This is a genomic window from Bacillus sp. Brlt_9 (assembly GCF_051948935.1).
GTDB lineage: Bacteria > Bacillota > Bacilli > Bacillales > Bacillaceae_G > Bacillus_A.
In genome coordinates this window covers 131037-155634 of the sequence record NZ_JAYJLO010000003.1, presented here as the reverse complement: position 1 = coordinate 155634, position 24598 = coordinate 131037, and the positions used below count along the sequence as shown (strand labels likewise).

The following is a 24598-nucleotide window of genomic DNA, read 5'->3' as shown; positions in this document are numbered from 1 at the left end:
ATTTGAAATTCAAGGGAATCGAGACTTGCAAATGAAATAAATAATACATTTATTTTAAGGGCGGTGTTTAAGATATTTAAGAGTAATATTATTTTATTACCTTTATTCATCATATGTGCATTTTTTTCTTTTAAATTAGTTGACGCCTTAACTACGTTTGACGAATTAAAAGGGGAATACGAGTTAAATGAGGCTGCTAACTCTGCTGGACCATTAAAATTAATAAATATTAAAAATGGGGTTGCTACTTTTATAGTAGGAAGCAATTCAAATAAGCCATTTTCATTAGTTCAGGGAGAAGAAATAAACCTAGATTATGAGTATTACAATAAAGGTGAAATTAAGATACAGAAAATTGAAGATGATTCTGTTATTTTTAAAACTGATTTAGAACCGAAGAAAGATATCTTTTATTATTTAATAATTGCGGCCATATCATTTAGCTTTTTCTATCTAATGCTACATATTTATGAATTTATATGGAGTCATTGCAAAACTAAGAAGAAAACAAAGAAGGAAATAAGTAAATAAAATCTTATAGCCATCAATTTTTAATAGAGGAAAAGAAGGAAAATATAACAAATGAATTTTGAATGATAAAAAGGAGGGAACAATGTGATCAAGATACTTGGTTGGTTTAAGGAAAATAAAACTTATACCTATATAGCTATAGCGTTTTTAATTGCATTCGCTTTTTTATTGAATGTATTATTTACTATTCAATTGAAATTTGAAAATAGAGAACTTAATAACCAAATTGCTGAGTTAGATAACCGATTAAAAGGGTCTAAGCAGGAATTACAACAAGCTAAAACAGATGCTTATATCGAAAAGCAAGCTACTGAACGTTTAGGTATGGTGAAAAGCGGAGACACTCCTATTAAAATCTATATCGATAACGAAGAGGATAAAACAAAGAAAAAAGACAATAGCGAGAATCAAGATAAGGTTCGCATATACGTAAAAGATTGGTACGAACAAATGAAAGATTGGGTAAATAAAAAATAACCATCTCATAAGAGTTGGTTATTTTTTTTGCTATACAAAATATCTTTTTTAGTTTTCCCTTTTCTTTCCGCAGTAAATTGAAATCCATTTTTATCTTTTGTATAAATACTACGCGAGTTTTCGGCGTTCAATCCGCCCTCTCGAATTTTCTTTTCTCTTAATTTTTTAGCTTTTGATTTACTCATTCAAATCACCTCATATATTTTTTTATGATTAGTTCAAAACTTAATTTTTATGATTATATTTGAAAAAAATCAAAATACAAATAAAATCCTGAAAAGAGGTGATAAAAGTATGGATATGATTGCAGTACCCAAAATTAAATATGGGGACTTTTTAGAGCAAAACCTTTATCGTCACGATGGACTTTTAGCGCTTCCAAAAGGTACATCAGTACGTGATATTGAAAAATTGTATATTGAAGACTTACAAATGCAATATGTATACATAGCTCCATATTATCAACGTGTTTACTCGAACGAGGAAACTTTAAGTATTATTGAGGATGTTATTTATAGCTGCTCTTTATGGGACTTAAGCTCTGCCAAAAGACTGTATTCAGGAATGGAAAAGAAGTTTTTAAAGAATCAAAAACTTTTATCTATCTTAACCCTGATGAGAGAAGTAGATCAATATTCTTTTGTGTCCTGTATAAATACAGCAATGTTAGTTGGACAATTGTTAATGGTTGACGATAGAGTAGATAGAAATTTAATTGAATTGGTATTTTTCACATTAATACACGACATCGGAAAAGTAAAAGTGGCGAAGATTATACAAAAGCAAGGAGAATTGACAGAAGCAGAATTTAAAAAGGTACAGGAACATCCACGGTATTCATTAGAATTATTGGAGAAGTTTGGGTTCAGTAAGAAAGATATGTATTTTGTTATGCAGACTCACGAGAGATATGATGGTGCAGGTTATCCTTTTCATTTAAAATCTTACGAAATACAGCCTATCGCTCAAGTGATTGCCGTAGCGGAAATGTACAATGCACTTTCTAGTTTTAGACCACATAGACCTCCATTCCATCCAATAGATGTTTCTAAAATGATTGAAGAACAAATTAACAAAGGATTTGCAGAAGAGTATGTTCGTCTATTTACTGAAAAGTTCAATCCATATCAAGAAGATACCCTTGTTGAATTAAACAATGGGATGACAGGAAAGATCATTCAAGTAAATCCTCAGATACCACTATTCCCAATAATAGGGGTATATAACGAAAATACTGGTGAGATTTATACAAAAGTAAATTTGTATAGATATAGAGATGTAAGAATTGCAAGAGTTATCCCTAAAGAAAGGTAAAGCGATTATTGTCATTTTATAATTTTATTAAACGGTTAAGGGAGTGATAAAAAAGTGAGATTAGTGATAGCAGAAAAACCGGATATGGCAAAAGCATACGCTGATGCTATGAGCCATACCGGACGATTTACAAAAGGTAATGGATATTTCAAAAACAATCAATACGTTATTACCTGGGCATTTGGTCATTTAGTAAATTCTAAAGAGCCAGTTGATTACCCAGATGAGTTTGGCGGATGGAATTGGGAATCTATACCCTTTATCCCACCTTCAGGTGAATTAGAATACCATTCCCCAAATAAAACGGAATTCGACAAAGTAAGAAAAGGCCAATTGAAAAATATAAAAACAGTTTGCAAAGAGATTGCTTTTGATGAAGTAATAAACGGAGCCGATGCAGGAAGAGAGGGTGACCTTATATTTTGGGAGATTTATAATGTCTTAAAATTAAAAGCACCTGTTAAGCGTCTATGGGTTCAATCTAAAGTAGATGAAGACATTCAAAAAGCCTTTAATAATCTTAAGGATGAAGACTTCTTTATTCCAAGAAAAGAATCAGCATTTTCTAGACAATTTGCAGATTGGGTACTTGGCCACAATTTAACAGTTGGTTTTACAGTGAAAACCGGGAAAACACTTCACGTTGGTAGAGTGCAAACACCTACACTGAGCCTATTAGTAAAGCGCAGATTAGAAATAGAGAATTTTAAACCCAAAACATATTTTGAAATCAAAGCGAAGTTCGGTGATAAGTATGATGGAATGTGGTTTAAAGATAGTAAAAGCAACACAAAATTTGAAACTAAAGATGCTGCTATGGAAGTTATTAAGAAAATTTCCAATCAAACGGCTACTGTTACTAACAAAGATGTTATTGAGCAAAAAGTAAATCCTAAAGAACTATTCGACTTAAGCTCACTTCAAAGAGAGGCTAATAAAAAGTTCGGTTTTACTATGCAAAAAACATTAGAAGTAGCACAGCTGCTATATGATAAGTACAAAGTTACAAGTTATCCTCGTACAGACTCCAAATATATAATGAGTTCACAGGTAGCGGAACTCCCTCAACTCTTAAACCCTCTCAAAAATGATAAATACGGTGAATTTGTAGATAACATAATTAATCGCGGTATCCCTACAAGTAAAAAATTCGTAAACGATAAAAAGGTTACTGATCACTATGCAATTATACCTACAAAAAAGAAATTAGATCCTAATGAAGTGGTGGATGACAAAACAGCGACAAAACAAGAAATCCTGCAATTGCACGATTTAATAGTTAGACGCTTTCTCTCAGTATTTTATCCGGAAGCGATATATGAAAAGACAGAGATAGTTACTGAAGTGCAAGGTGAGACTTTTAAAACAAATGGTCGAATTTTAAAGGATGCAGGTTGGGAAGTAGTGTATGGGAAAGATGTTAATGAAACTGACGAAGAAAGCGATAATGATGAAAAAACATTGCCGCCAATTGAAAAAGGAGAAGAGAGCGTTACAAAAACTAGTGATCCAATTCAAAAACAAACCAAAGCACCACCACATTACAATGACTCAACTTTAGGTGGAGCGATGGAAAACGCTCGAGATTATTTAGAAGAAGAGAATTTAAAAGAAGAGATGAAAGAAGCAAAAGCAGGTTTAGGTACTGTAGCAACAAGAGCACAGATTGTGGAAAACTTAATATCACGAAATTATATAGCACGAAAAGGCAAACAACTTATAGCTACTGATTTAGGTGTAAACTTAATCAATATTGCACCTGAGCGATTAAAATCACCAGATGTAACAGCGGAGTGGGAAAGAGAACTTCGACTTATGGAAGAGGAGCAGGTTCAAAGAGAAGATTTCTATGAGAGAATCGTTCAATTCGTAACTGAAGAGCTGGGCGAGTTGAAAAATAAAGAAATCGATATCAACTTTGAAGAAGCGGATAGCGTAGGTAAATGCCCTAAATGTGGACAAGATATCACTGAGTTTCCTAAAGGATTTGCTTGTAAAAGCAGCTCTAGAGAGAATACGTGTTTCTTGATTTGGAAAGGTTTTTTAAATAAAAAAATAACTGCTTCTCATTTAAAACGAATTTTAGAAAAAGGAGAGAGTAGTTTAATAAAAGGGTTTAAAACTAAGGCAGGTAAAACGTTTGATGCAAAACTTAAATTCAATGAAAGTTATACTGGGATGGACTTTGTTTTCGAAAACGCAGAAATAAAAGAACTAGATTCCCATTGCCCTAAGTGCAGTAAAAAAGTAATTGAAAGAGGAAACTTTATATATTGCGAAACTAATACTAAAGAAAATCCTTGCTTATTTATTTCAAAGGAAGTTGGAGGAAAAAAACTTTCCAATAAAGCTATAAAAGACTTATTAGAAAAAGGGGAAAGTGATTTAATCGACGGTTTTAAAAGTAAAACTAAGAAAACTAAGTTTTCAGCTCATTTAGTGCTGAAAAATGGCCGCGTTGAATATAAGTTCCCTGAAAGAAAGGTAGTAGAGAAAAAATCTACTGATTTAAAATGTCCTTGTTGCGGTGGAGATGTAATAGAAACAGAAAAGAAATTCGGTTGCGGTAACTATGCGACAAATAAGTGTACTTTTACTGTATGGAAAAACATCGGTGGAAAACCAATAACTATAGACCTTATCAAAGAGGTATTAACTGCACAAAAAACAGAAAAACTAGATGGATTTATAAGCAAAGCAGGAAAAGCTTATCAAGCACGCCTTGTATGGAACGAAGCTAAAAAAACAATAGAAATGTCCTTTGAGTAATATAAGAATCCACGTTATTTTAATTAATAAAACGAAGGAGAGTTATTCTCCCTCGTTTTATTAATTAAAATATCATTTTATTACTTCAACCTTTTGAAGAGTGTTTTTCATATCTGGACCTTTACTCACTATCAAAGTATCATATACAACTTCTAGGTTCTTATCGAATATCAAATCCTCTTTTCCTAAAGAACCACCCCAGTCCAAAATGTTTCCTAACCAAATATATTTATTTCCATAGAACGGGCTATCAGCTCGACTGTAATCATAATTAGGTCCTGATTGTTTAACTTTATCACCAAATATTTCTATTGTATTAAATTGATTTTGTTGAATGTTATAATCATCGCCTGTAACAAAGGAATTACGTCCATAAGATTTATTATAACCATTTATTCCTTTTGTAGTATTCAATGACCTAACGCCTAGCTTTATAGTTTCGTCATAACCATCAGAACCTATTAACAGGCCATCGTACTCAATCCTATCGTCACTATCAACAAAAGCATCTTCAATTTTAATAGGTGCAAACATTATACCTTCCGGTTGCTCTTGATCTACAACCTTAAGTCTAACAGTGATTGATTTTTCATCGTAGTAGTCATTGAAATTAAATTCTGTATTTAGTCCAATCGCAGCATTATGAAGAGTAAGTTGTCCATTTCCTAAACTTATGCTATGACACATATATGGAGCATCGTGGTAGTCAGGGCATACTTCATTTGGTACTGTCCATAATTCTGGATCTAATTCATCCGATTTAAAGTCTTCATAAAATTTAAAGAAGTCTCTTGGATCCTGTTCCTTTTTATTTTTGATTTCATTCCCATAATACATACTTATCCGATCTTTATAACTACCTACACCAACCCATATTGTTGACTCACCTTTAGGATTCCAATTTTCTACAAACGTAGAGAGCGAATCTCCACCATTAAGGCACGAATCGTCTTCACAAAACTTAATTTTACTTGAATCGTTATCTACAGCCTTATAATCAAAATTAGTAGGGTTTAAATAAACCTTTATTTGTTGGTAACTTCTTGTTTCATCTTCAAACTTAACAACTTGTTTATAAATATGCTTTTTCTCCTCTGGAGGTGGAGGGGTTACAGTTACTGGTGGTTTCTCTTCAGGCTTATCAGGTTCCTTATTATCAAAACCACCATTAGAGTTATTATTACCTTCAGCAGTACTATCACCACACTCACCGCTACTACCTACAGCCTTCGTAACGTTACAAACCATAGTATTGTTCCATTCAACTAAATTCGTTTTTAAGGAAGGGAAAATTAAAACTGAAGCAACAGCCATTACAGATAAGAGTATTAAATACTCCACAAGTCCACCACTTTCATCTTTTAAGAAACGTTTAAACACAAAATCACCTCCTCGGACTTTTTACTTTTATACACGTTTTTTGGATAAATCAATGAATAAAAGCTATGTAAATAAAAAAGGTATTAATCCTGTTAGATTGATACCTTAAAAATCAATTTATTATCTTCAGAATTTAAGACTAAGAAAGTCAATACATACAACCTTCTTTATAATCCTCAATTAAATAGAACAAATTACTTCCTTGTGGAACTTTATAGATCACTCGTTCTTCACCAGGCAGTTCAACTACGGGTTGAACACCTTTTTCGAATTGGCGAATAATCTTTTTTAATTTTTTCTTCATTTTTTTTGCTAGTGAAATTTCATATTTACCTTCGCCAACCTCATCAATAGGTAATTGAACCCCTTTAATTTCAACTGGCAACCAACGTACTAACATAATATTTCCTCCTTGAAAAATCTTTTTTGAAATTATAGTCGATTTAATCTTTTTTTGTGGAAAACAAAAAAAATAAAAAAAAAGTTAATACCCGTTGTTTTTTATTTTTCTTTGAAAATATAATGTCTACGAAATTAATAAAAACGAGGGATTGTTTTTCCAACGTTAAGATATCAACAAATAAATAAATGGAAATTTTGCAGGGGGTAACAATAATAATGGAAAATGAAAAAGACTTAAAAAGAGCAGAAAACGCAGTAATAAAGGTAATCGGTGTCGGTGGTGCAGGATGCAACGCAGTTAATCGAATGATAGAAGATGCAACTGAAGATTCAGTAGAATATATTGTAATCAATACAGACCTTCAAGTATTAGAAAATTCTCCAGCAAGAAGTGTTTTAATCGGCTCTAAAACTACTCGTGGTTTAGGCGCAGGTGCAGATCCTGAAATCGGTAAACGAGCAGCAGAAGAAAATAAAGAAGAAATTCGCCAAGCTGTTGAAGGAGCGGACCTTGTTTTCGTAACAGCAGGTATGGGCGGAGGAACAGGGACTGGCGCAGCTCCTGTTGTAGCAAGCATCTGTAAAGAGCTAGATATCTTAACAATTGGTGTAGTAACACTACCATTCAAATTTGAAGGCCGTAAACGTATGCGTCAAGGTCAAAAAGGACGCAAAGAAACGTTCGGTTCTACAGATACATTAATCACAATCCCTAACGACAAAATCCTAGAATCAATCGATGAAGCAGAAGCTGAAAAACTTTCTACTGAAGAAGCGTTTGGTCACGCAGACTCAGTACTAGCACATTCAGTTCGTGGTATTTCATCTTTAATTAATAAAAGAGGTCACATCAACCTTGACTATGCTGACATTCGCACAGTTGTACGCGTAGGTGGTTCAGCATTAATGGGTATGGGTGAAGCTAAAGGCGAACAAGCAGCTATTAAAGCAGCTAAAATCGCTATGACAAATCCATTACTTATGCACGGTATTACAGGTGCAAAAGGTATCATTATGAGCTTTACTGGTAGCAAAAAACTATCGTTTATGGAAATCACACGCGCTGCAACTATGATTGAAGAGCACGCTGATGAAGATGCTGAAATCTTATACGGTCAAAACTTTGCAACTGATGAAAACTGGGAAGAAGATCGTGTACAAGTTACAATCGTTGCAACTGGTTTTAACGACGAGCTTTCAGAGGGCCAAGCAGCGAACGTTTGGAACGGTGAAAAGAGCGAACGTACTATTGACCTATCTATAAGAGGAACTTCTAAAGATGAAACTGAATTATCAGTTCCAAAAAAAGAAGAGTTAGAACAACCTGTTTCTAATGGAGCGTCATACAACTCTTTCGCAGATGTTCAAAAAGAGATTGAAAACAACGATAAGATAGAGATTCCATCTTTCCTACGTCGTAGATATAACCAAGGTTGATTAAAGCACTTACCGCTCTATTTAGGGCGGTAAGATTATTATTTGAGGGAGGGAAAGGCCTCGATTGGCCGATGGAATGGAAAATAATAACCCGCAGCAAAAAAAGTCTATTAGTGTAGAGATATTAAACGTCGAATTCGAAACAATGAAATTCCCGTTTTCTAAAGAAATTTTTTATAAGCAATCAGAAGTTGATACATTTTTAACAGGAGTCGTATCAGGTGTTCAGAGATTAGAAAAAGCAACATCAGAGCTATATACTTTCTATAATAATTACAAGAATGGTAGAGTAGCTGAATCGAACGCTGGTCCAACTGAAGTCAAAGAAGAAACAACTTCTGATGAAATGGCAACAGTTCTTAAGTCAAAAGGACAAAGAATGGATCGTCTGCAAAAGCATATGGCAGATCTATTAACTAACGCAGAAGTGAAAGCTGATGAAATCGTTAACGACGCAGAAATGGATAAAGAAAAAATTATCCGCGATGCTAAGGCACAAGCAGAACAAATAATTTCTGAAGCTCAAAAAAATGCTGATGAAATCAATAGGACAGCAGATGAACGTATTCGCCAAGCAAAAGAAGTAAAATACGAATTAAATAAGAGAGCTCGCGAAATTCAAGATGAAATCGCTTCAAGTGCAGACAAACTTGATGTGTTAACTGAAAATCTTGGTAGTGCTAGTGTTAGATTACGTGGCTTAGCCAAAGAAGCCAGTGCTTAATATTTAATAGTTCGATGTGTTTTACACAATGGTACTTCAACTTCATTTATTAATCCCTCGCTTAAGAGGGATTTTTTCTTTTTAACAAAATTAAAGGAAGACTAGGAGGGGATTGAATGCAGAAAGTTAGATTCCATCCATTATTCACATTGTTACTAATTACTTTGATGGTATTCGGTTTAATGATGATTTTTAGTGCTAGTTCTGTAAAATCCTTAGCTCAAACACATAACAAAAGTATGTATTTGTTTTTCCAAAAGCAGCTATTAAATAACGTCTTGGGTGTTGCTGCCGGTATTGTTGTAGCTATGTATCCATATACAAAGTGGAAAAAATGGATTGTTTGGATGAACGGTGTGACCGTATTACTACTTGTTCTTGTAGGTTTTACACCACTAGGTATTGTTGTAAACGGTGCTAAACGTTGGCTAAATCTAGGTGTTCAATTTCAACCATCTGAATTAGCGAAAATTGTAATCATTATCACAGTGGCATATTTAATTTCAGAAGCTAAAAAGATAAATAAACTAAATACAGCGAAGTCCTTAGGGAAAATAGGATTATATATTATTTCAATGGGTGCATTGATAGGTGTTCCACAGAACCACGCATCAGTTGTTATGATCCTTATCTTAGTTTCTGGTGTTATGTTGTATTTTGCAGGTATAAACCGTATTTTATTCTTTGGTGCAGTCTTATCTGGAATAACTGTCGGAGCACTAACTATATTAACTTCTGAATTCCGTAGAGAACGTGTTTTAACTTTTATTGATCCGTTAGCAGATAAAATGGGTGATGGATATCAAATAACTCAGAACTGGTACGCTCTTGGATCAGGTGAATTTTTTGGAATAGGACTTGGATTAGGTAGGCAGAAATTCGGTTGGTTACCCGAAAATCATACTGATTTCATCCTGGGTGTTATCGGGGAAGAACTTGGTTTAATGGGAGTATTATTCGTAATTTTAATATTTGTATTCTTATATATCTTTGGTACAACTATCGCATTAAACGCAAGAAATGATTTCGGAGTTCTACTTGTAATGGGTGTAATGTTAATTATTCTATTCCAAGCATCGATTAATATGGCAGTAATATCAGGATTGTTCCCTGTAACAGGTATGCCATTACCATTTATAAGTTATGGAGGAACATCGAATATAATAATGTGTATGATGATGGGCGTTGTTTATAATGTATACTCACATACAACAAACGAAATTGAGAAGTCTAATCAATAAGACTTCTCTTTTTTTATTTTCTTGAAGTTTTTAAAAAACACGACAAAAAAATCCGCTGATTTATATAAATAGTCATTTTTTAATGTATATATATTAAATTTCATTAAAAATACTTAATATGTATTAAAAAAGTGTAGATTTTTATATGTTTTTTTGCTAATAATAATAGAAGAGGAAAAAAGGAGATGAGGTTATGACTAGAGAGGACATTATCCTTAACTATAAAAATAAAATTTTTAGTGGTGAGTCTGTATCTAAAACTGATTTAGAAAAAAACGAACCTGAATTATATAGTGCAATTACAAAAGAATTTAATTCATATGATTCATTTATAGAAGTAGCTGAATGTGAACTAAGAGAAGAATTAATTACTGAATATAAACGAAGATTCTTAAAGAACGAAACATTATCAGAAAAAGAAGTTGTTAATATAGATCCTGATTATTTCAATCTAGTTTTAAAGGTATTCGGTTCTTGGCACAAATTAGAAAAAGAAGTAGGTATATTACAACGTCATTTTAAAGAACGTGAAAAGTATTTCTTATTCTTAATGATGAAAGAACGTAAAGAGCGCTTCGGCATTGAGGCAATGAGACATAAAAATATTGAAGATAGTATTAAAACAAGCATTATGAATGGTTTTGGCACTGTTAAAAAGCTTACAAAGGATATATTGGATGGATGGAACCAAGACCGCATTTTATTTGAAGCACATACATTCTTTATAACTGGCGGAAAGCCAAATAACTTAAAAAAAGAACGCTCTTTACTAGCTAAGCACATAGGGAAATTCTTTATAGATGAAGAACATTTTTACGATGAATATCAAAAAAGATTTTTAATTCAGCCACTTGAAAATGCGAAAAACAAATCAGCAGTAAAAACTATTGTAGCGAAGAAACCTGTTAAGAAGAAAGTCGAAAAACAGCCAATGTTATCAGGTGATGCAGGGGTTGATTTGGAGAAATTAGTTAAGTGGGGCTATCTTTCAAAAGACGATGCTGCTGCAATTAAGAGTGCATTGAACATTACTCGTGAACAAATGATCGAGTTTGTTGAGAGTAAACCTATGAATTATGGTGAAAAAGAACTAAAAGCTGAAAATAAAGAAATGTGGCAAGCAATTAAACAAGAATTCGGTTCAATTGATGATGTTAGGTTTTCAATCTTTGCTGAAAGAAAAAAAGCATAATATTTAAAAGCGAGTAGATAATACTCGCTTTTTTTGTTGTTCAAAATATGAAAGGAAACCACCCAGATATCCCTAAAGTATCTACGTAGTGACACTGAAAGGTGGTTAAAAGATGATTGAATATAGAGGGATTGAAAAGTTCTACCCTAGTTCAGGTATTCACGCGATTAAAGAAGCAAGTTTTAAAATTGAAAACGGCGAATTCGTATTTTTTATGGGGAAAAGCGGAGCAGGTAAGAGCACTTTATTAAAAATGCTGTACAAAGCAGAAAAAGCTAGTAGTGGAACAATTATGGTTTTTGGTAAAGATATGAAAAAAATAAAAAAGACGACTCTAAGACGAAATATAGGGGTAGTATTTCAAACGTTTGAGCTATTAGAAAATAAAACAGCTATAGAAAACGTATCATACGTATTAGAATGCTATGGCCACAGTCCTATAACATCTAGAAAGAGAGCAGCTAAAACACTTGAAATGTTAGGTCTAAAAGGGAAAGAAAAACAATTTCCACACGAGATGTCAGGGGGAGAACGACAAAGAGTAGCCATTGCGAGAGCTATGATTAATGATCCGCAAATATTAATTTGCGATGAGCCCACAGGTAATTTAGATGATGAAAATGCTAACAATGTTATGCATTATCTAAAAGAAATAAACGAACGAGGAACAACTGTATTAATGGCTACACATAATAAAGAAATAGTAAGAGAAATGAAAAAGCGAATTATATATGTCCAAGACGGAAATATAATCGATAAAACCTATAAAAATAATGTAAGTCTATCTGATTTCATTCAACGAAGAGAAAGGAGCAATCATTGATGTGGACATTTATTCTATGGTTTAAAGAAGCTTTTAAAGGATTGTTTCGAAACATCTTAATGAATTCCTTTGCATTACTACTCTCCGTTGTATGCTTTTCTTTATTAGCAATCTTTACAATCATTGGATTGAATGCTAAATATATCTCTTCATCAGGAGAAGACAAAATACAAATTGTTCTATATTTAAAAGATGAAGTGAAAGACTATCAATCAATACAAAATAAGATTCAAGAAATGAAACAAGTGAAGTCATATACTTTTATCAGCAAAGATGAAGCTTATCAGAAAATGAAACAAGAATTAGGGAAAAGAGAGAAAATGTTAACAAATTTAGGTTTCAATCCTTTACCAGCATCATTTGAATTAAAGTTACATAACCCTAGAGATATAAATAAAGTAGTTAAAACCCTTGAATCCTGGGGCGTGGCTAAAGATATAAAATTCGGTAAAGAGTTTATAGATAACTTTTTTAAAGTCACTGACAAAATAAATCAAACAGCTTTTTGGATAGTAATTATTATGTCTGTAGCAACAGGAGCAGTAATTTATTCATCAATTAGAATGAACATTCTTAATAGGAATAAGGAAATTGAAATTAAGGATCTAATAGGGGCTGGAATGCTGAATATTAGAATACCATTTATTTTAGAGGCAATGCTTTTGACGTTATTTTCAGCAAGCTTGGTACTAGTATGTGTTTACTATGTTTATGAAAAAGGTATTCATTTTGTAATGAAAGACCTACCAATAAATCTATTTATGAGTGTATCAGACGTTATTTTGAAATTAACTCCAACAATGTTGGGTGTAGCGGTAATAATTGCTTTAATCAGTAGCATACTTTCTACGCAGAGATACTTAAAGCGTCACTAAAACTAATCTTTTTGATTAGTTTTTTCTTCTATTTTCCGCCGAAAAGTGTATAAAGAAAAAAGCCCAGCGTAGTCCATTAGTTTGCACCAATAATATTGTTATGTAAACTAAATAAATTTAATTGAAAAACTTACTCTTTTATATTTTTTGTGGTAGAACCTATGAAAATCTGGTTTCAGAAAGAGAGGTGATCAGATGGATAGAGTCTACTTGTTCTTAACAATCGGATACAGAGTGTTGCTCACTTTAATAGCAATATCAATATTATGGACCGTTGGTGATCCAGGTATAACCCAGATGAAAATGATTCAAACGGCATTATTAGGGGGATATGCACTTATTTTTTCAGTATTTACCTCAAATAGAATAGTCTCTTATATCGAATGGCTAGTGGTACTAGGATTAATCTTTTACTTCCCAAGTATTCCATTCATATACTACCTATTATTAATGCCATTTATTCAATTGATTTCAATGAAGGCATCACAATTAGATTTCTTATTTTTAGCAATTACTATTTCAGCTTTTCATTGGTTCCGAGGAGATCAATTATTTGGGGTAGTTGCTATAGGGGCAGCTATATACGTTGCTGGCGTAATTTTAAATATGAATTTCAGGAAGATTTCTGTTCTAGAAAATATTTTGAAAAACGAACAAAAAGAAAACGAAAATTTATTGATTGAAAACTCAGTGAAGAATAATCAAATCGAAGTCGTTTCAAAATTATTTATTCATAAGCAAAATTTAGATGAAATAAATACTATAGACAACCTAGTTGAACAAATCCTTAATTCTTCAATGGATTATTTTAATGCTTACTATGTAGTCCTTTATTACTTTAAGGATGGTATTTTCCATCAAATTTCTGATAAAGGCGATAAAGGAAAATATCAAGTACCACAAAAATTAAATCTTGAAACCGGGAAAGAATCTTTTTATGACAGACAATTACTTCGTGTTCCATTAACATACGAAAAAAGACCTTGGGGTGCAATTGCAGTCTATGGGAAACGATCAAGATTAGGTGAAGACGGTCAGATAGTATTCTTCCCGTTTGAAGAATCTGATTTTGAGATACTTACCATTTACGCGGAATCGGCAATGTCTAGGCTTAAAGAAGTTAGAAAGAACGAAAAGCTTAAGAAAGCAGCCTTATTTGATAGACTAACAACAATCCCTAACAGGGCTTATCTTGAAGGTGAGTTATTTAACGAAAAAGTAAAGTCTATGAAAGAAAACAAAAAACCATTTACAGTTATACTGTTAGATATTGACCATTTCAAGAGCTTTAATGATACATTTGGCCACGATATAGGTGATGAAGTTTTAAGAGTAGTATCTAGAATTGCAACTGAAACTGTGGAAGGATTTAACGGACAAGATGTAATTGGTCGTTGGGGCGGAGAAGAGTTTATGGGATATTTAACAGGTACACCTGAAGAGTGTTTCCATAAAGCTGAAGCTATTCGCAAATCAATAGAACAATTCCCGTTTAAATACAGAGCTATTACGGTATCAATAGGCGTAGCAACCTTTGGTGTTCACGGTATGAATCTGAAAGACCTTTCTAAAAAGGCCGATATTGGATTGTATCATTCAAAAGAAAACGGTCGAAATCTTGTTACTGTATATGAAAGGGGGATGGAATGATGAGAATCGGGTTCCATTTCCCCTTTTCTGGAGGGCTAATCAAATTAAAGGAACGTATTTCTTCTAGTCGAGGGAATACGTTTCAAATTTTTGCAAGGGGTTTACGTGGAGGAGAGCTTCATAATTTAAAAGAAAAGAACCTAAAAACACTTTTAGAATTCACTGATTATAAAGATATAAAACCCGCAATAATTCACGCTCCATATGTATATAACCTTGCGAATTTAGAGAGTTTAGATGAGGAAAAAGTATTAGAGGACTTAACTTACGCAATTAATTTTAGATCACCCTATTATGTGGTACATCCCGGGTACTATACAAATCAGCACCCTCTCATTGCAATGGAAAACTTGAAATATCAATTGTGGGATATCCTTAACAGAACAGAGTGGATGGGACAAATCCTTGTTAAGAATATGAGAGGAGCAGGTACAGAAATTGCAGCAGATTTACGAGAGTGGAAAGAATTAATTACTTTTCATCCGCAAGTTAAAGGAGCTTTAGATTTAGCGAGAGCATATGCTGCTGGGTATGATTTTCTAGGTGAAGAAAAGGCGGAAAACTTTTACCAAGTAATCGATAGTTATATTGGTTGGGAAAACATTAAGGTGATTTATATAAATGAAACTCATTATTCCCTTGGAACTAGAAGAGATGATAAATCTCCACCCCCATTAGGTGAGGGTACGATAGGTTTTCAAGGTTATCACCACATTCTAAACAAACCAAAGGTAAAAGAGAAAATATGGATAGTGGAGAACTCACCAGATGCTTCTTACTACCTTAGATCTATAGACTATTTACTTCGTTTTTATGATTAATATGCTATCTTTCAGAGAAGAGCTGTCAAAGCCTGTTTTATAGGCCATTCAGTTCTTTTTTTGTTACCTGTTTTCTATGAGGTAAAGGAAATGAATTCTTTACTTGCAATAAAAGGAAAGCGAATGAAAATTAACTGCAATTTATATGTAAAGGAGGGCTAATTTTGTTTGAAAACTATCTGCTAGATAAGTATTCGGAAAAAGTAGCTAAAGGTTACATTAAAGATTATAAAGACTTTATTAACTATATAAATACTCAACAAATTAGTGTAGAACAGACTTCAGAGGCAAATATTAGAGAATTTATACAAACACTACGCGAGAATGGGTATACCAGCGATACCGTGGCAAAGAAACTAAGTTTATTAAGACAGTATTTCAAATGGCTAAGAAAAAATGGTTCAATGGTACATAACCCAATGGATAACATCCAACAACCTAAGATAGTAAAAGAGAACGTTGAAATATCTAATGAAAAACTTGAAATTCTTAAATCTAAAGTGAATGATAGCGAGAGTATTCGAGATAAAATTGTTTTTAAGCTCTTAATGGATGAAGGCATTAAACCTAACGAAATGATTAAGATAACATTTAAAGACTGCGACTTAGATAAGCGAATGATATATCTTGAGAGAAAGTCAGTTGTAATTAGTGAAGAAACCGCTCGAAACTTAGAAGAATTGAAAAACATATATAGTGAGGGCTTTATATTAACTAATCAACACGGTCACCCATTAAAAGAGTCAGGTATTTATTTTGTGATCAATAAATATCTAACTGAAATTGAGGACAATACGATTAAACCGAAACACCTGTATATGAAAAAGAAACAAGCATAATTAGTTGTGCATAGTTACCCTGAAAAAGATGGTATTTTCTAATTGCCATCTTTTTTACTTTCTTTATATTGAAACATCCTTTATGTTCCATAGTAAAAAAAGCCTATTTTTCTTTACAAAACATAGAAAAAAAGTATGTTCGCTAAAGAAATTTGCTTGTCTTGGCAAGACAGAAGGGGTGTTTTATATTGAAAAAAATATTTCAATTGTACCCGGATAATTACTATACTGATAAGGCAAAAGAATCATTTCAACGCGGAATGAATCAAATTACAGAGGGTGAATACGCAAAGGCTTACTACTATTTTAGAGAAGCAATTGATTTGGATCCTGAAGAAGTGAAATACTATTTCTTTGCAGGGTTATCTTCATATTATTTTCAGGAAGACAGCGCAACAGAATACTTCGAAAAAGCAGCAATTCTAGAAGATACTGAACCAGATTATCAAATGTGGTACGGAATTTCTTTATATAGGGACCAACGATATGCAGACGCGAAGAAAGTTTTAATATATGCTTTTAGCTTAGATGAAAATAATGAAAAAACAGTTCAATATTTAATTAAAACTTTTAATCGACTTGGCGAATATGAAGAAGTTAATGATTTTATTCTGAATAAGATCCCTGAAGAAAAACAGGACACCGAATTATTATATGAACTAGGATATTCGTACCTGAAAGAACTTGAATTTGATAAAGCAAAAGATTCTCTTTTAAAGAGTATAAACCTTGATTCTAAAAACGTAATGTCATATTACTTTTTGTCCCGTGTATATTGTAAGACCGGGGAGTTTGAAAGTGCAATTTATATATTAAACAAATTATTGGAAGAAGTACCAAACGAAAAAGATCTAGTTGAAAAAAACATTAAAGCAATTGAATTACTCCAATCATTTTAAATAAAGCCCAACATTTGTTGGGCTTTATTTATTTGAACGCAAAATAAAACTTTCATTTCAAAAAAGGATAAAAAACCAGTTCGAAAGAAAGTGAGAATGGAGGTGTGCATATGAATACTACAGTTGCACTTATGGTAAAAAACGAAAAAAATAATTTGGAAGAAACAATACCGTTCTTTAAAAAACATTTCTCAGAGGTTGTTATTATAGATACAGGTTCTACAGACGGTTCGGTTAAATTCTTAGAAGATGAAAATATAATTTTCAAAGAAATGAAGTGGAAGAATGACTTCGCTGCTGTTCGAAATGAGTTAATTAACATTGCGACAGGTGACTATATACTAATGTTAGATGCAGACGAGAGAATAGACGAGAACTTTGTAAATGAAATGAACGCTTTAATATCATCAAATGAAAAAGCCTTTAAAGTAAAGATTATTAACGTTACTGATAAAGACAAAGTAAATACTTCTCATATAAATGTACGTTTATTTAAAAATGATGGGAATTTCTATTACGAAGGATCAATCCACGAACAATTAAAACACAAAGAAGGGTATACGCCCCAAGCTTCCCCATTAACAATCCAACATTATGGTTATCTATCCCAAGTAGTAATGCAAAAAAATAAGAGAAAAAGAAATATGCGTATTTTAGAAAAAGAACTGCAAAAAAATCCAAACAACGCATTTCAACTTTTTAATATGTCTAATGAGTTAATTAACATTAAAAAATTTAATGAAGCCCTAATGCATCTAAAACGATCATTGAAATTTGGTAGAGGCAGCAGCTATGAAGGAGAAATCTATAGAAACATTATCCATTGCTTAATTGAGACACGTAGATTTACAGAAGCAGAATCATTTGCAAACGAAGCAATTATTAGATTCCCAGAGGAAACTCGTTTTCATTTTCAAAAGACGCAAGTGCTATTCAAAGTCGGAAGAATTGAGGACGCTGAATTAGAGTTAAGAAGGGGGCTAGGCTCGTTTTTAAATAATCTGCAAACAGTAGATGGAACAGAAAACATTTATACACTTTGGGAATTACTAAAAGTAGCAAAAAACAAACGTGATTATGAATCCATCACCAAAACGATTCAAATACTAGCTGGAATAACAGGTAATCAAAAAGTAGTAATACAAGAAATGATAAATGTAATGTTACATCATTATGACCAAAATGGTTTATATGAGTATATAAAACAAAACATAGTGGAAGAAGAATTACAAAAAGAAATGTTTTTCGCATATCGCATAAAAAAAGGTATTAAAGAAATTCCTATGAATAAACTAACAACTGATGAAAATCGTTTTATTAAGCTTTGGGAATCTAACAGATATGAACAAATACAAAAAGAGTTCAAAGCATTAAAAGAAACTGAAAAAAACAAAATATTAGCAACGTTATACATTTATAACTTAGAACGAAAAAAAGACAGTTTCCAAGATTGGTTATTACAAAATAAAACAATTAAGGCCATAGAACAATTCAGGTTGGGTGTAGAAGTAAAACGATATGGATTTGATGGCGATATGTATGTAGCTATTATCGAAGAACTTATAAAACAACGAAATCTTAATGATTTTTCTAAGATCATTCAAATGTTCCATTATTTTAATAAAAAATATTGGAAGCAAGTTGGTTATGTTCTTGAAAAATACTATTTTGATGAAATGGCAACTTCGATTTTCGTTGAATATTTAAAGACAAATAGCGGTGATTTCGGAGTTTGGTTACGTACAGCTGAACTACTGTATACACAAGATAAATGGGATGAGAGTATCTTATTTGCCGAAAAAGCTAGTCAAATAGATAAGAATAATTTTAGACCGATAGAACTTACTATTCTTGCTTATGAGAAAAAAGGCGAGAAAACAATTGTAAAGCAATTAATTGCAGATATAACAAAACAAGTTCCACAATCTGACTTCATTAAGAACAGGCAGATATAAGAAAGGAGTGTGAATTGCTGCTCTTCTTATAATAAGAAGACAGCATTCTTTTTATGAAAGATAAGATACGTATTATTCCACTAGGTGGGCTAGGTGAAGTAGGGAAAAATATGACTGTGGTTGAATACAACAGTCAAATGTTCATTATCGATGCAGGTATTATTTTCCCGGACGAAGATATGTATGGAGTAGATGTTATTATTCCAGACTTTGAATATGTAAGACAAAATAAAGATAGAATCAAAGCAATGTTTATTACACACGGGCACGAAGACCACATAGGTGCTTTACCATACTTTATGAAGGAGTTTGGACATATCCCTATTTATGCTACTAAATTAACGGCAGGGATGATCCATAACAAGTTAAAATTTCATAAAGTGATTAAAACAAACATTAGAATCATTAAATCACTTGATGATGTATTAAAGTTTAATAAAGTAAGAGTTAGTTTCTTCGGAACTGTACATAGTATTCCGGATTCTGTAGGAGTCGTAATCGAAACACCTATAGGTAATGTAGTTCATACAGGTGATTTTAAAATTGACTATCATCCGGTAGATGGAAAGTTTATTGATTTCCAACGTCTAGGCGAAATAGGGAAACAGGGTGTAAAGGTATTACTATCTGATAGCACAAATGCAGAGAAACCCGGTGTCTCTGTTCCGGAATCTGTTGTAGCAGTTAATCTAGAAAAAGAAATCTTCCAAGCTACAGGAAGGGTTGTTTTAGCGACTTTTGCATCAAGTTTACATCGTGTGAAAAGTATTTTAGAAATTGCAGAAAAACTAAATAAAAAAGTGATTGTAGTCGGCGGTAGTATGAAGAAGAATATCAAATTAGCCAGCCAATTAGGTTATTTTAATATTAGTGATGACACAATTATTACAGAAAAGGAAGCTAATAATTATCCAAAGGACAAACTATTATTCTTGGCAACTGGTGCTCAAGGAGAAGAAACAGCTGCACTTAGCAAACTTTCAATGGATGAAAATAAATTTGTAAGTATAGAAAAAAATGATACTGTTATTTTCTCTTCAGGTGTAATACCAGGAAATGAAAAATCAGTAGGATTATTAATTAACAATTTACTAAAGAAGGAAGTAAAAGTTGTTCAAAAGAGTGAGATTCATACATCTGGTCACGGATATCAGGAGGAACAAAAACTTCTGTTAAGCGTACTACGCCCTGAATACTTTATCCCTTGTCACGGTGAATATCGAATGCTAGTAAAACATAAAGAAATTGCTACTCAAGTAGGAATTAAAGCTGATAATATTTTCATCTGTGAAAACGGTGATGTAGTTGAAATTACAGATGAAAGTGGATGTTTATTTGAAAAAGTCCAAGCGGGCCCAGTAATGGTTGATGACTCGGGACTTGGAGATGTAAATATCAATATAATGAGAGACCGAAAACGTATGGCAGAGCAAGGTCTAGTAGTTGTACAAGCTAAGGTTTTAACAAAAGAAAAGAAAGTGCAAATTCGTTTTGAACTAAAAGGCATCGCAGCAAAACTAGATAAAACCGAGCTTAACAAGGAATTAGCAAATGCAGTGAAAGAACGTCTTGGTTCTGAAAAGAAAGACGGCACTTTAAAAAGAGCTTTAATAGATGATTTTGCAGATGTAATTTACAATCATATAAAAAGAAGACCACTTATCGTGCCAATGATTGAATTTATTCGAGATTTTGATAAATAAAAAGGATTAAATAATATTTTTGTAAATTAATTATTACCAAACAAAGCTAAAGGAAAAAGCCTTTAGCTTTGTTTATTGAGAAAAAAGAGGTGAATTTAGTGAGTCGTGTACCTTTCGCAAATATGAAAGACTTTATAGAACTACCAGATTTAATTAATCATCAAAGAGACTCATTCAAAGAATTTTTAGACAAGGGGATTGACGAAGTACTTCAACAAATCTTCCCAATTAAAGATAAAGATAATGATGGTATGTACGAATTACAATACAAAGGTTACCGTGTGGTGCCACCAGCAATAACACCTAAAATGGCAATGGATAAAAATACTAGTTATTACGGCAAGTTAATGGTCGATTTACGTCTTATTAGTAAAGTCTTTGGTGAGATTAAAGATCAGGAAGTATTTTTTACAGAATTCCCATATATGACACCAGGCGGATCTTTTATTTTTAAAGGAAATGAACGAGTAGTTGTTACTCAAATTTTAAAATCACCAGGTGCATTTTACGAATCAAAAACAAATGATAAAGGGAAAGTTTTATACTCCTCTAGAATCCAGCCTGACCGCGGTACTTGGTTATACTTTGAGACTGATGCTCGCGATGTAGCTTGGGCACGAGTTGATAAAACTAGAAAAATGCCATTAACAGTGTTCTTAAAGGCGTTAGGAATCGGAAATAACGATAAAATTAAAGAAATCTTTGGTGAAAATAAATATATTTTAGCAACACTAGAAAAAGATAAAACAGAAACATATGAAGAAGCGCTTATTGAGTTCTATAAGAAAGTACGACAAAGCGAAATCCCTTCAATTGACAGGGCAAAAAGTTTTATTGAGTCCTCTTTATTTGATCCAAAACGATATGATTTAGAGAGGGTTGGACGAAATAAAATTAACCAAAAGCTATCTTTAGCTCAGCGTGTTCTTAAAATGCCGTTAGGTGAGGACATAGGCGGTTATACAAAAGGAACTTTAATAGATGATGAGATGCTTGAAAACTTAAACGTAACTGAAATAAAGGTAGAAAATAAAGAAGGAAATATTATAAATGTAATTGGAAACGAAAAGTTAGAACAACGCTATTTAACTATTCAAGATATCATTTCTACAATCAACTATTTACTCCATCTGGGAGACGGAATAGGGGATATCGATGATATTGACCACTTATCCAACAGATATATTAAACAAGTTGGAAAAAACCTTCAAAAAGAATTCTTCATTGGATCTAAACGAATAGAAAAAAATATTCGTGACCAGCTGATGTTAAATGCAAACACAGGTAAGAAAGATGTTGATGAATTAACTCCACAATCCCTCATTTATTCAAGACCTCTCGAAGCTAAATTTAATGAATTCCTTGGAAGCTCACAATTATCTCAGTATGTAGATCAGATAAACGTTCTTGCGGAACTATCTAATAAAAGAAGAACCAGCGCAGTTGGTCCCGGTGGATTCACAAGAGAACGCGCAGGTGTTGAGGTCCGAGATGTAAATTCGACTCACTATGGACGTATCTGTCCTATTGAAACCCCTGAAGGACAAAACGTTGGTCTTATAAACCAATTGAGTACTTTCGCCCAAATAAACGAATATGGCTTCATTACATCTCCATATCGAAAAGTAAACAAGAAAACTAAAAAGGCAAGCGATTCTATTCACTATCTAACAGCAGATGTGGAAGAAAAATATTATATTGCTGAAGCTTTAGCTGTTAACGAAGATGGTTCATTTAAAGACAAAAAAACCACTGTACGTTATGGCAAAGAATACTTAACGGTGGATTCTGATGATGTTGATTATGTAGCAGTTTCATCTAAACAGCCTTTCGGTATTGGTTCTTGTTGTATCCCATTCTTAGAGAATGACGATGCGAACCGCGCATTAATGGGTGCGAATATGCAACGACAAGGTGTTCCGTTATTAAATCCAACTGAACCGCTTATAGGTACTGGAATTGAAGGACGTATTGCAAAGGATACAATGGCATCTATCATTGCGGACGAAGATGGAATTGTAGACAGCATTAAAGAGGATAGAATTGTAATCCGCACCAATTCGGGTGAACTTAAAGAATTCTTCTTAAATAAATTTAGAAGAACAAATGACGGTACTTGTTGGAACCATTACGTACGTTGCTATGTAGGTCAAAAATTTAAAAAAGGCGACGTATTAGCAGATTCAACATCTTCAAATAATGGCGAGTTAGCCGTAGGTCAAAACTTACTAGTAGGATTTATGCCTATGGAAGGTTATAACTACGAGGATAGTATCGTATTAAGCGAGAGACTCGTAAAAGAAGATGTTTTAACGGTTGTAATGATTCAAGAATACAAAACCGAAGTAAGATCTACCCGTTTAGGACCAGAGGAAATAACATTAGATATTCCACAAACCGGTCAGAACCAAAAGGAAAATCTAGATGAATCAGGCATAGTAAAAATAGGGACAGCTGTTAAGGGCGGAGACATCCTAGTTGGTAAACGTACACCTAAATCAAAAGAAGATAAGACTGCTGAGAATCGTTTATTAGAGGCTATTTTTATCGGAAAAACTGATGACTTCCGTGATAATTCATTGAAAATGGATCACGGTAAAGAAGGTGTCGTAATCGGTGTTATCAGAAACACTTTAAAAGATTCAGACCTTAAAAAAGGAATAATTGAAGAAGTAAAAGTGCTTATCGCTGAAACTAGAAAAATTGTTAAAGGCGATAAAATGGCAGGAAGACACGGAAACAAAGGTGTTGTTTCAATCGTTCTTCCAGAAGAAGATATGCCACATTTACCGGATGGCACGCCATTAGATGTAGTGTTAAATCCTTTAGGTGTTCCATCACGAATGAACATAGGACAAGTAATGGAACTTCACTTAGGAATGGTCGCTAGAACGCTGGGAATAAAATATGAAACACCTGTATTTGGTGGGGTTAATGCAAAAGAAGAAATTCAGAAAATACTTAAGGATAATAATCTACCAGAAGACGGGAAATTCGATTTATATGACGGACGTACTGGTGAAAAATTCGAAAACAAAGTAAGTGTCGGCGTTATGTATATGATGAAATTGAATCATCAGATAAAAGATAAGAAACACGCTAGGAGTATTGGGCCTTACTCATTAGTTACACAGCAACCATTAGGTGGTAAAGCACAAAACGGTGGACAACGTTTTGGAGAAATGGAAGTTTGGGCTCTTGAAGCTTACGGTGCTGCAAACATTCTTCAAGAAATGATGACATTAAAGTCGGATGATTTTATCGGACGATCAAAAATGTATAAAAATATTGTTCACGGTTTTGAATTACCAGAACCGAATTTAACAGAGAGTTTAAAACTACTCTTATCCGAGATGAAGGCAATCGGTATGGATACCGACATAGTAACTAAGGATGGATTAGAGCTCTTAAAACCAAAGTATAAACCAGAACAAATTGTTCTAGAAGACGAAGAAGATTTTGAAACGGATGAGGAATCAGATGAGCTAGAAGACGATCAAGACTCGATTTCAGATGATGCCGAGCTTGATGAAGAAGAAGAATCGATTCCAGACGAAGACTAATTT

General features: G+C 33.0%; 20 protein-coding genes. 17 read left to right on the top strand and 3 right to left on the bottom strand.

All coding sequences use genetic code 11. The annotated features are described in order from the left end of the window. Positions 1 to 63: 63 nt before the first annotated feature. Positions 64 to 531: a hypothetical protein gene (locus VF726_RS13095; protein WP_440168687.1), complete on the top strand. Its 468-nt coding sequence runs from the start codon at positions 64 to 66 to the stop codon at positions 529 to 531. Positions 532 to 615: 84 nt separating this feature from the next. Next, positions 616 to 1008: an FtsB family cell division protein gene (locus tag VF726_RS13090; protein WP_440168685.1), complete on the top strand. Its 393-nt coding sequence runs from the start codon at positions 616 to 618 to the stop codon at positions 1006 to 1008. 5 nt (positions 1009 to 1013) lie between these two features. Here the strand turns inward: VF726_RS13090 and VF726_RS13085 are convergent, their stop codons facing one another. After that, positions 1014 to 1193, bottom strand: coding sequence for a hypothetical protein (locus VF726_RS13085; protein WP_440168683.1), 180 nt, complete (start codon positions 1191 to 1193; stop codon positions 1014 to 1016). A gap of 109 nt (positions 1194 to 1302) precedes the next feature. Between VF726_RS13085 and VF726_RS13080 the strand changes: the two genes are divergently transcribed. Both VF726_RS13080 and VF726_RS13075 read left to right on the top strand, forming a co-directional pair. After that, positions 1303 to 2322 carry an HD-GYP domain-containing protein gene (locus VF726_RS13080; protein WP_176397786.1) on the top strand — a complete coding sequence of 340 codons (1020 nt, stop codon included), beginning with the start codon at positions 1303 to 1305 and terminating at the stop codon, positions 2320 to 2322. Between the two features lie 54 nt (positions 2323 to 2376). Continuing rightward, positions 2377 to 5091, top strand: coding sequence for a DNA topoisomerase 3 (locus tag VF726_RS13075; protein WP_440168681.1), 2715 nt, complete (start codon positions 2377 to 2379; stop codon positions 5089 to 5091). Between the two features lie 72 nt (positions 5092 to 5163). Here the strand turns inward: VF726_RS13075 and VF726_RS13070 are convergent, their stop codons facing one another. Then, positions 5164 to 6471 (bottom strand): DUF2341 domain-containing protein, encoded by a 1308-nt coding sequence (locus VF726_RS13070; RefSeq protein WP_440168679.1) that lies wholly within the window; start codon positions 6469 to 6471, stop codon positions 5164 to 5166. Between the two features lie 148 nt (positions 6472 to 6619). Further along, positions 6620 to 6871, bottom strand: a complete 252-nt coding sequence (locus VF726_RS13065; protein WP_440168677.1) for a hypothetical protein — start codon at positions 6869 to 6871, stop codon at positions 6620 to 6622. A gap of 218 nt (positions 6872 to 7089) precedes the next feature. On the opposite strand from VF726_RS13065, the gene ftsZ reads away from it, so the two are divergent. The 13 genes from ftsZ (at position 7090) to rpoB (ending at position 24595) form a co-directional block, all read left to right on the top strand. Further along, positions 7090 to 8310 carry a cell division protein FtsZ gene (gene ftsZ, locus VF726_RS13060; protein WP_440168675.1) on the top strand — a complete coding sequence of 407 codons (1221 nt, stop codon included), beginning with the start codon at positions 7090 to 7092 and terminating at the stop codon, positions 8308 to 8310. Between the two features lie 64 nt (positions 8311 to 8374). Continuing rightward, positions 8375 to 9034 (top strand): DivIVA domain-containing protein, encoded by a 660-nt coding sequence (locus VF726_RS13055; protein ID WP_440168673.1) that lies wholly within the window; start codon positions 8375 to 8377, stop codon positions 9032 to 9034. 116 nt (positions 9035 to 9150) lie between these two features. Beyond that, positions 9151 to 10275, top strand: a complete 1125-nt coding sequence (locus VF726_RS13050; RefSeq protein ID WP_440168671.1) for an FtsW/RodA/SpoVE family cell cycle protein — start codon at positions 9151 to 9153, stop codon at positions 10273 to 10275. Positions 10276 to 10468: 193 nt separating this feature from the next. Then, the gene (locus tag VF726_RS13045; protein WP_440168669.1) at positions 10469 to 11467 is read left to right on the top strand and encodes a hypothetical protein; all 999 of its coding nucleotides are present in this window, start codon (positions 10469 to 10471) and stop codon (positions 11465 to 11467) included. A gap of 112 nt (positions 11468 to 11579) precedes the next feature. Then, on the top strand, positions 11580 to 12290 hold the full coding sequence (locus tag VF726_RS13040) for a cell division ATP-binding protein FtsE (protein WP_440168667.1): 711 nt from the start codon (positions 11580 to 11582) through the stop codon (positions 12288 to 12290). Next, positions 12290 to 13165, top strand: a complete 876-nt coding sequence (locus VF726_RS13035) for a permease-like cell division protein FtsX (RefSeq protein WP_088362372.1) — start codon at positions 12290 to 12292, stop codon at positions 13163 to 13165. Before VF726_RS13040 ends, VF726_RS13035 begins: the two co-directional genes overlap by 1 nt. Positions 13166 to 13360: 195 nt before the next feature. Next, positions 13361 to 14815 (top strand): GGDEF domain-containing protein, encoded by a 1455-nt coding sequence (locus tag VF726_RS13030; protein WP_440168664.1) that lies wholly within the window; start codon positions 13361 to 13363, stop codon positions 14813 to 14815. After that, positions 14812 to 15636, top strand: a complete 825-nt coding sequence (locus VF726_RS13025) for a TIM barrel protein (RefSeq protein WP_440168662.1) — start codon at positions 14812 to 14814, stop codon at positions 15634 to 15636. Before VF726_RS13030 ends, VF726_RS13025 begins: the two co-directional genes overlap by 4 nt. Before the next feature lie 164 nt (positions 15637 to 15800). Beyond that, positions 15801 to 16475 carry a tyrosine-type recombinase/integrase gene (locus VF726_RS13020; RefSeq protein WP_440168660.1) on the top strand — a complete coding sequence of 225 codons (675 nt, stop codon included), beginning with the start codon at positions 15801 to 15803 and terminating at the stop codon, positions 16473 to 16475. A 188-nt stretch (positions 16476 to 16663) separates the two neighbouring features. Continuing rightward, positions 16664 to 17374, top strand: coding sequence for a tetratricopeptide repeat protein (locus VF726_RS13015; protein ID WP_440168658.1), 711 nt, complete (start codon positions 16664 to 16666; stop codon positions 17372 to 17374). Positions 17375 to 17484: 110 nt separating this feature from the next. Beyond that, positions 17485 to 19329 (top strand): glycosyltransferase, encoded by a 1845-nt coding sequence (locus tag VF726_RS13010; protein WP_440168656.1) that lies wholly within the window; start codon positions 17485 to 17487, stop codon positions 19327 to 19329. A 53-nt stretch (positions 19330 to 19382) separates the two neighbouring features. After that, a complete protein-coding gene (locus VF726_RS13005) occupies positions 19383 to 21032 on the top strand; it encodes a ribonuclease J (protein ID WP_440168654.1) in 1650 nt (549 codons plus the stop codon). Between the two features lie 98 nt (positions 21033 to 21130). Next, positions 21131 to 24595 (top strand): DNA-directed RNA polymerase subunit beta, encoded by a 3465-nt coding sequence (gene rpoB, locus VF726_RS13000; RefSeq protein ID WP_440168652.1) that lies wholly within the window; start codon positions 21131 to 21133, stop codon positions 24593 to 24595. Positions 24596 to 24598: the final 3 nt, after the last annotated feature.

Excerpts from the sequence above, each read along its gene's own strand:
- VF726_RS13085 (WP_440168683.1), bottom strand. The coding sequence starts at position 1,193 with ATGAGTAAATCAAAAGCTAAAAAATTAAGAGAAAAGAAAATTCGAGAG.
- VF726_RS13080 (WP_176397786.1), top strand. The coding sequence starts at position 1,303 with ATGGATATGATTGCAGTACCCAAAATTAAATATGGGGACTTTTTAGAG.
- VF726_RS13065 (WP_440168677.1), bottom strand. The coding sequence starts at position 6,871 with ATGTTAGTACGTTGGTTGCCAGTTGAAATTAAAGGGGTTCAATTACCT.
- ftsZ (WP_440168675.1), top strand. The coding sequence starts at position 7,090 with ATGGAAAATGAAAAAGACTTAAAAAGAGCAGAAAACGCAGTAATAAAG.
- VF726_RS13050 (WP_440168671.1), top strand. The coding sequence starts at position 9,151 with ATGCAGAAAGTTAGATTCCATCCATTATTCACATTGTTACTAATTACT.
- VF726_RS13045 (WP_440168669.1), top strand. The coding sequence starts at position 10,469 with ATGACTAGAGAGGACATTATCCTTAACTATAAAAATAAAATTTTTAGT.
- VF726_RS13040 (WP_440168667.1), top strand. The coding sequence starts at position 11,580 with ATGATTGAATATAGAGGGATTGAAAAGTTCTACCCTAGTTCAGGTATT.
- VF726_RS13035 (WP_088362372.1), top strand. The coding sequence starts at position 12,290 with ATGTGGACATTTATTCTATGGTTTAAAGAAGCTTTTAAAGGATTGTTT.
- VF726_RS13030 (WP_440168664.1), top strand. The coding sequence starts at position 13,361 with ATGGATAGAGTCTACTTGTTCTTAACAATCGGATACAGAGTGTTGCTC.
- VF726_RS13025 (WP_440168662.1), top strand. The coding sequence starts at position 14,812 with ATGATGAGAATCGGGTTCCATTTCCCCTTTTCTGGAGGGCTAATCAAA.
- VF726_RS13010 (WP_440168656.1), top strand. The coding sequence starts at position 17,485 with ATGAATACTACAGTTGCACTTATGGTAAAAAACGAAAAAAATAATTTG.
- VF726_RS13005 (WP_440168654.1), top strand. The coding sequence starts at position 19,383 with ATGAAAGATAAGATACGTATTATTCCACTAGGTGGGCTAGGTGAAGTA.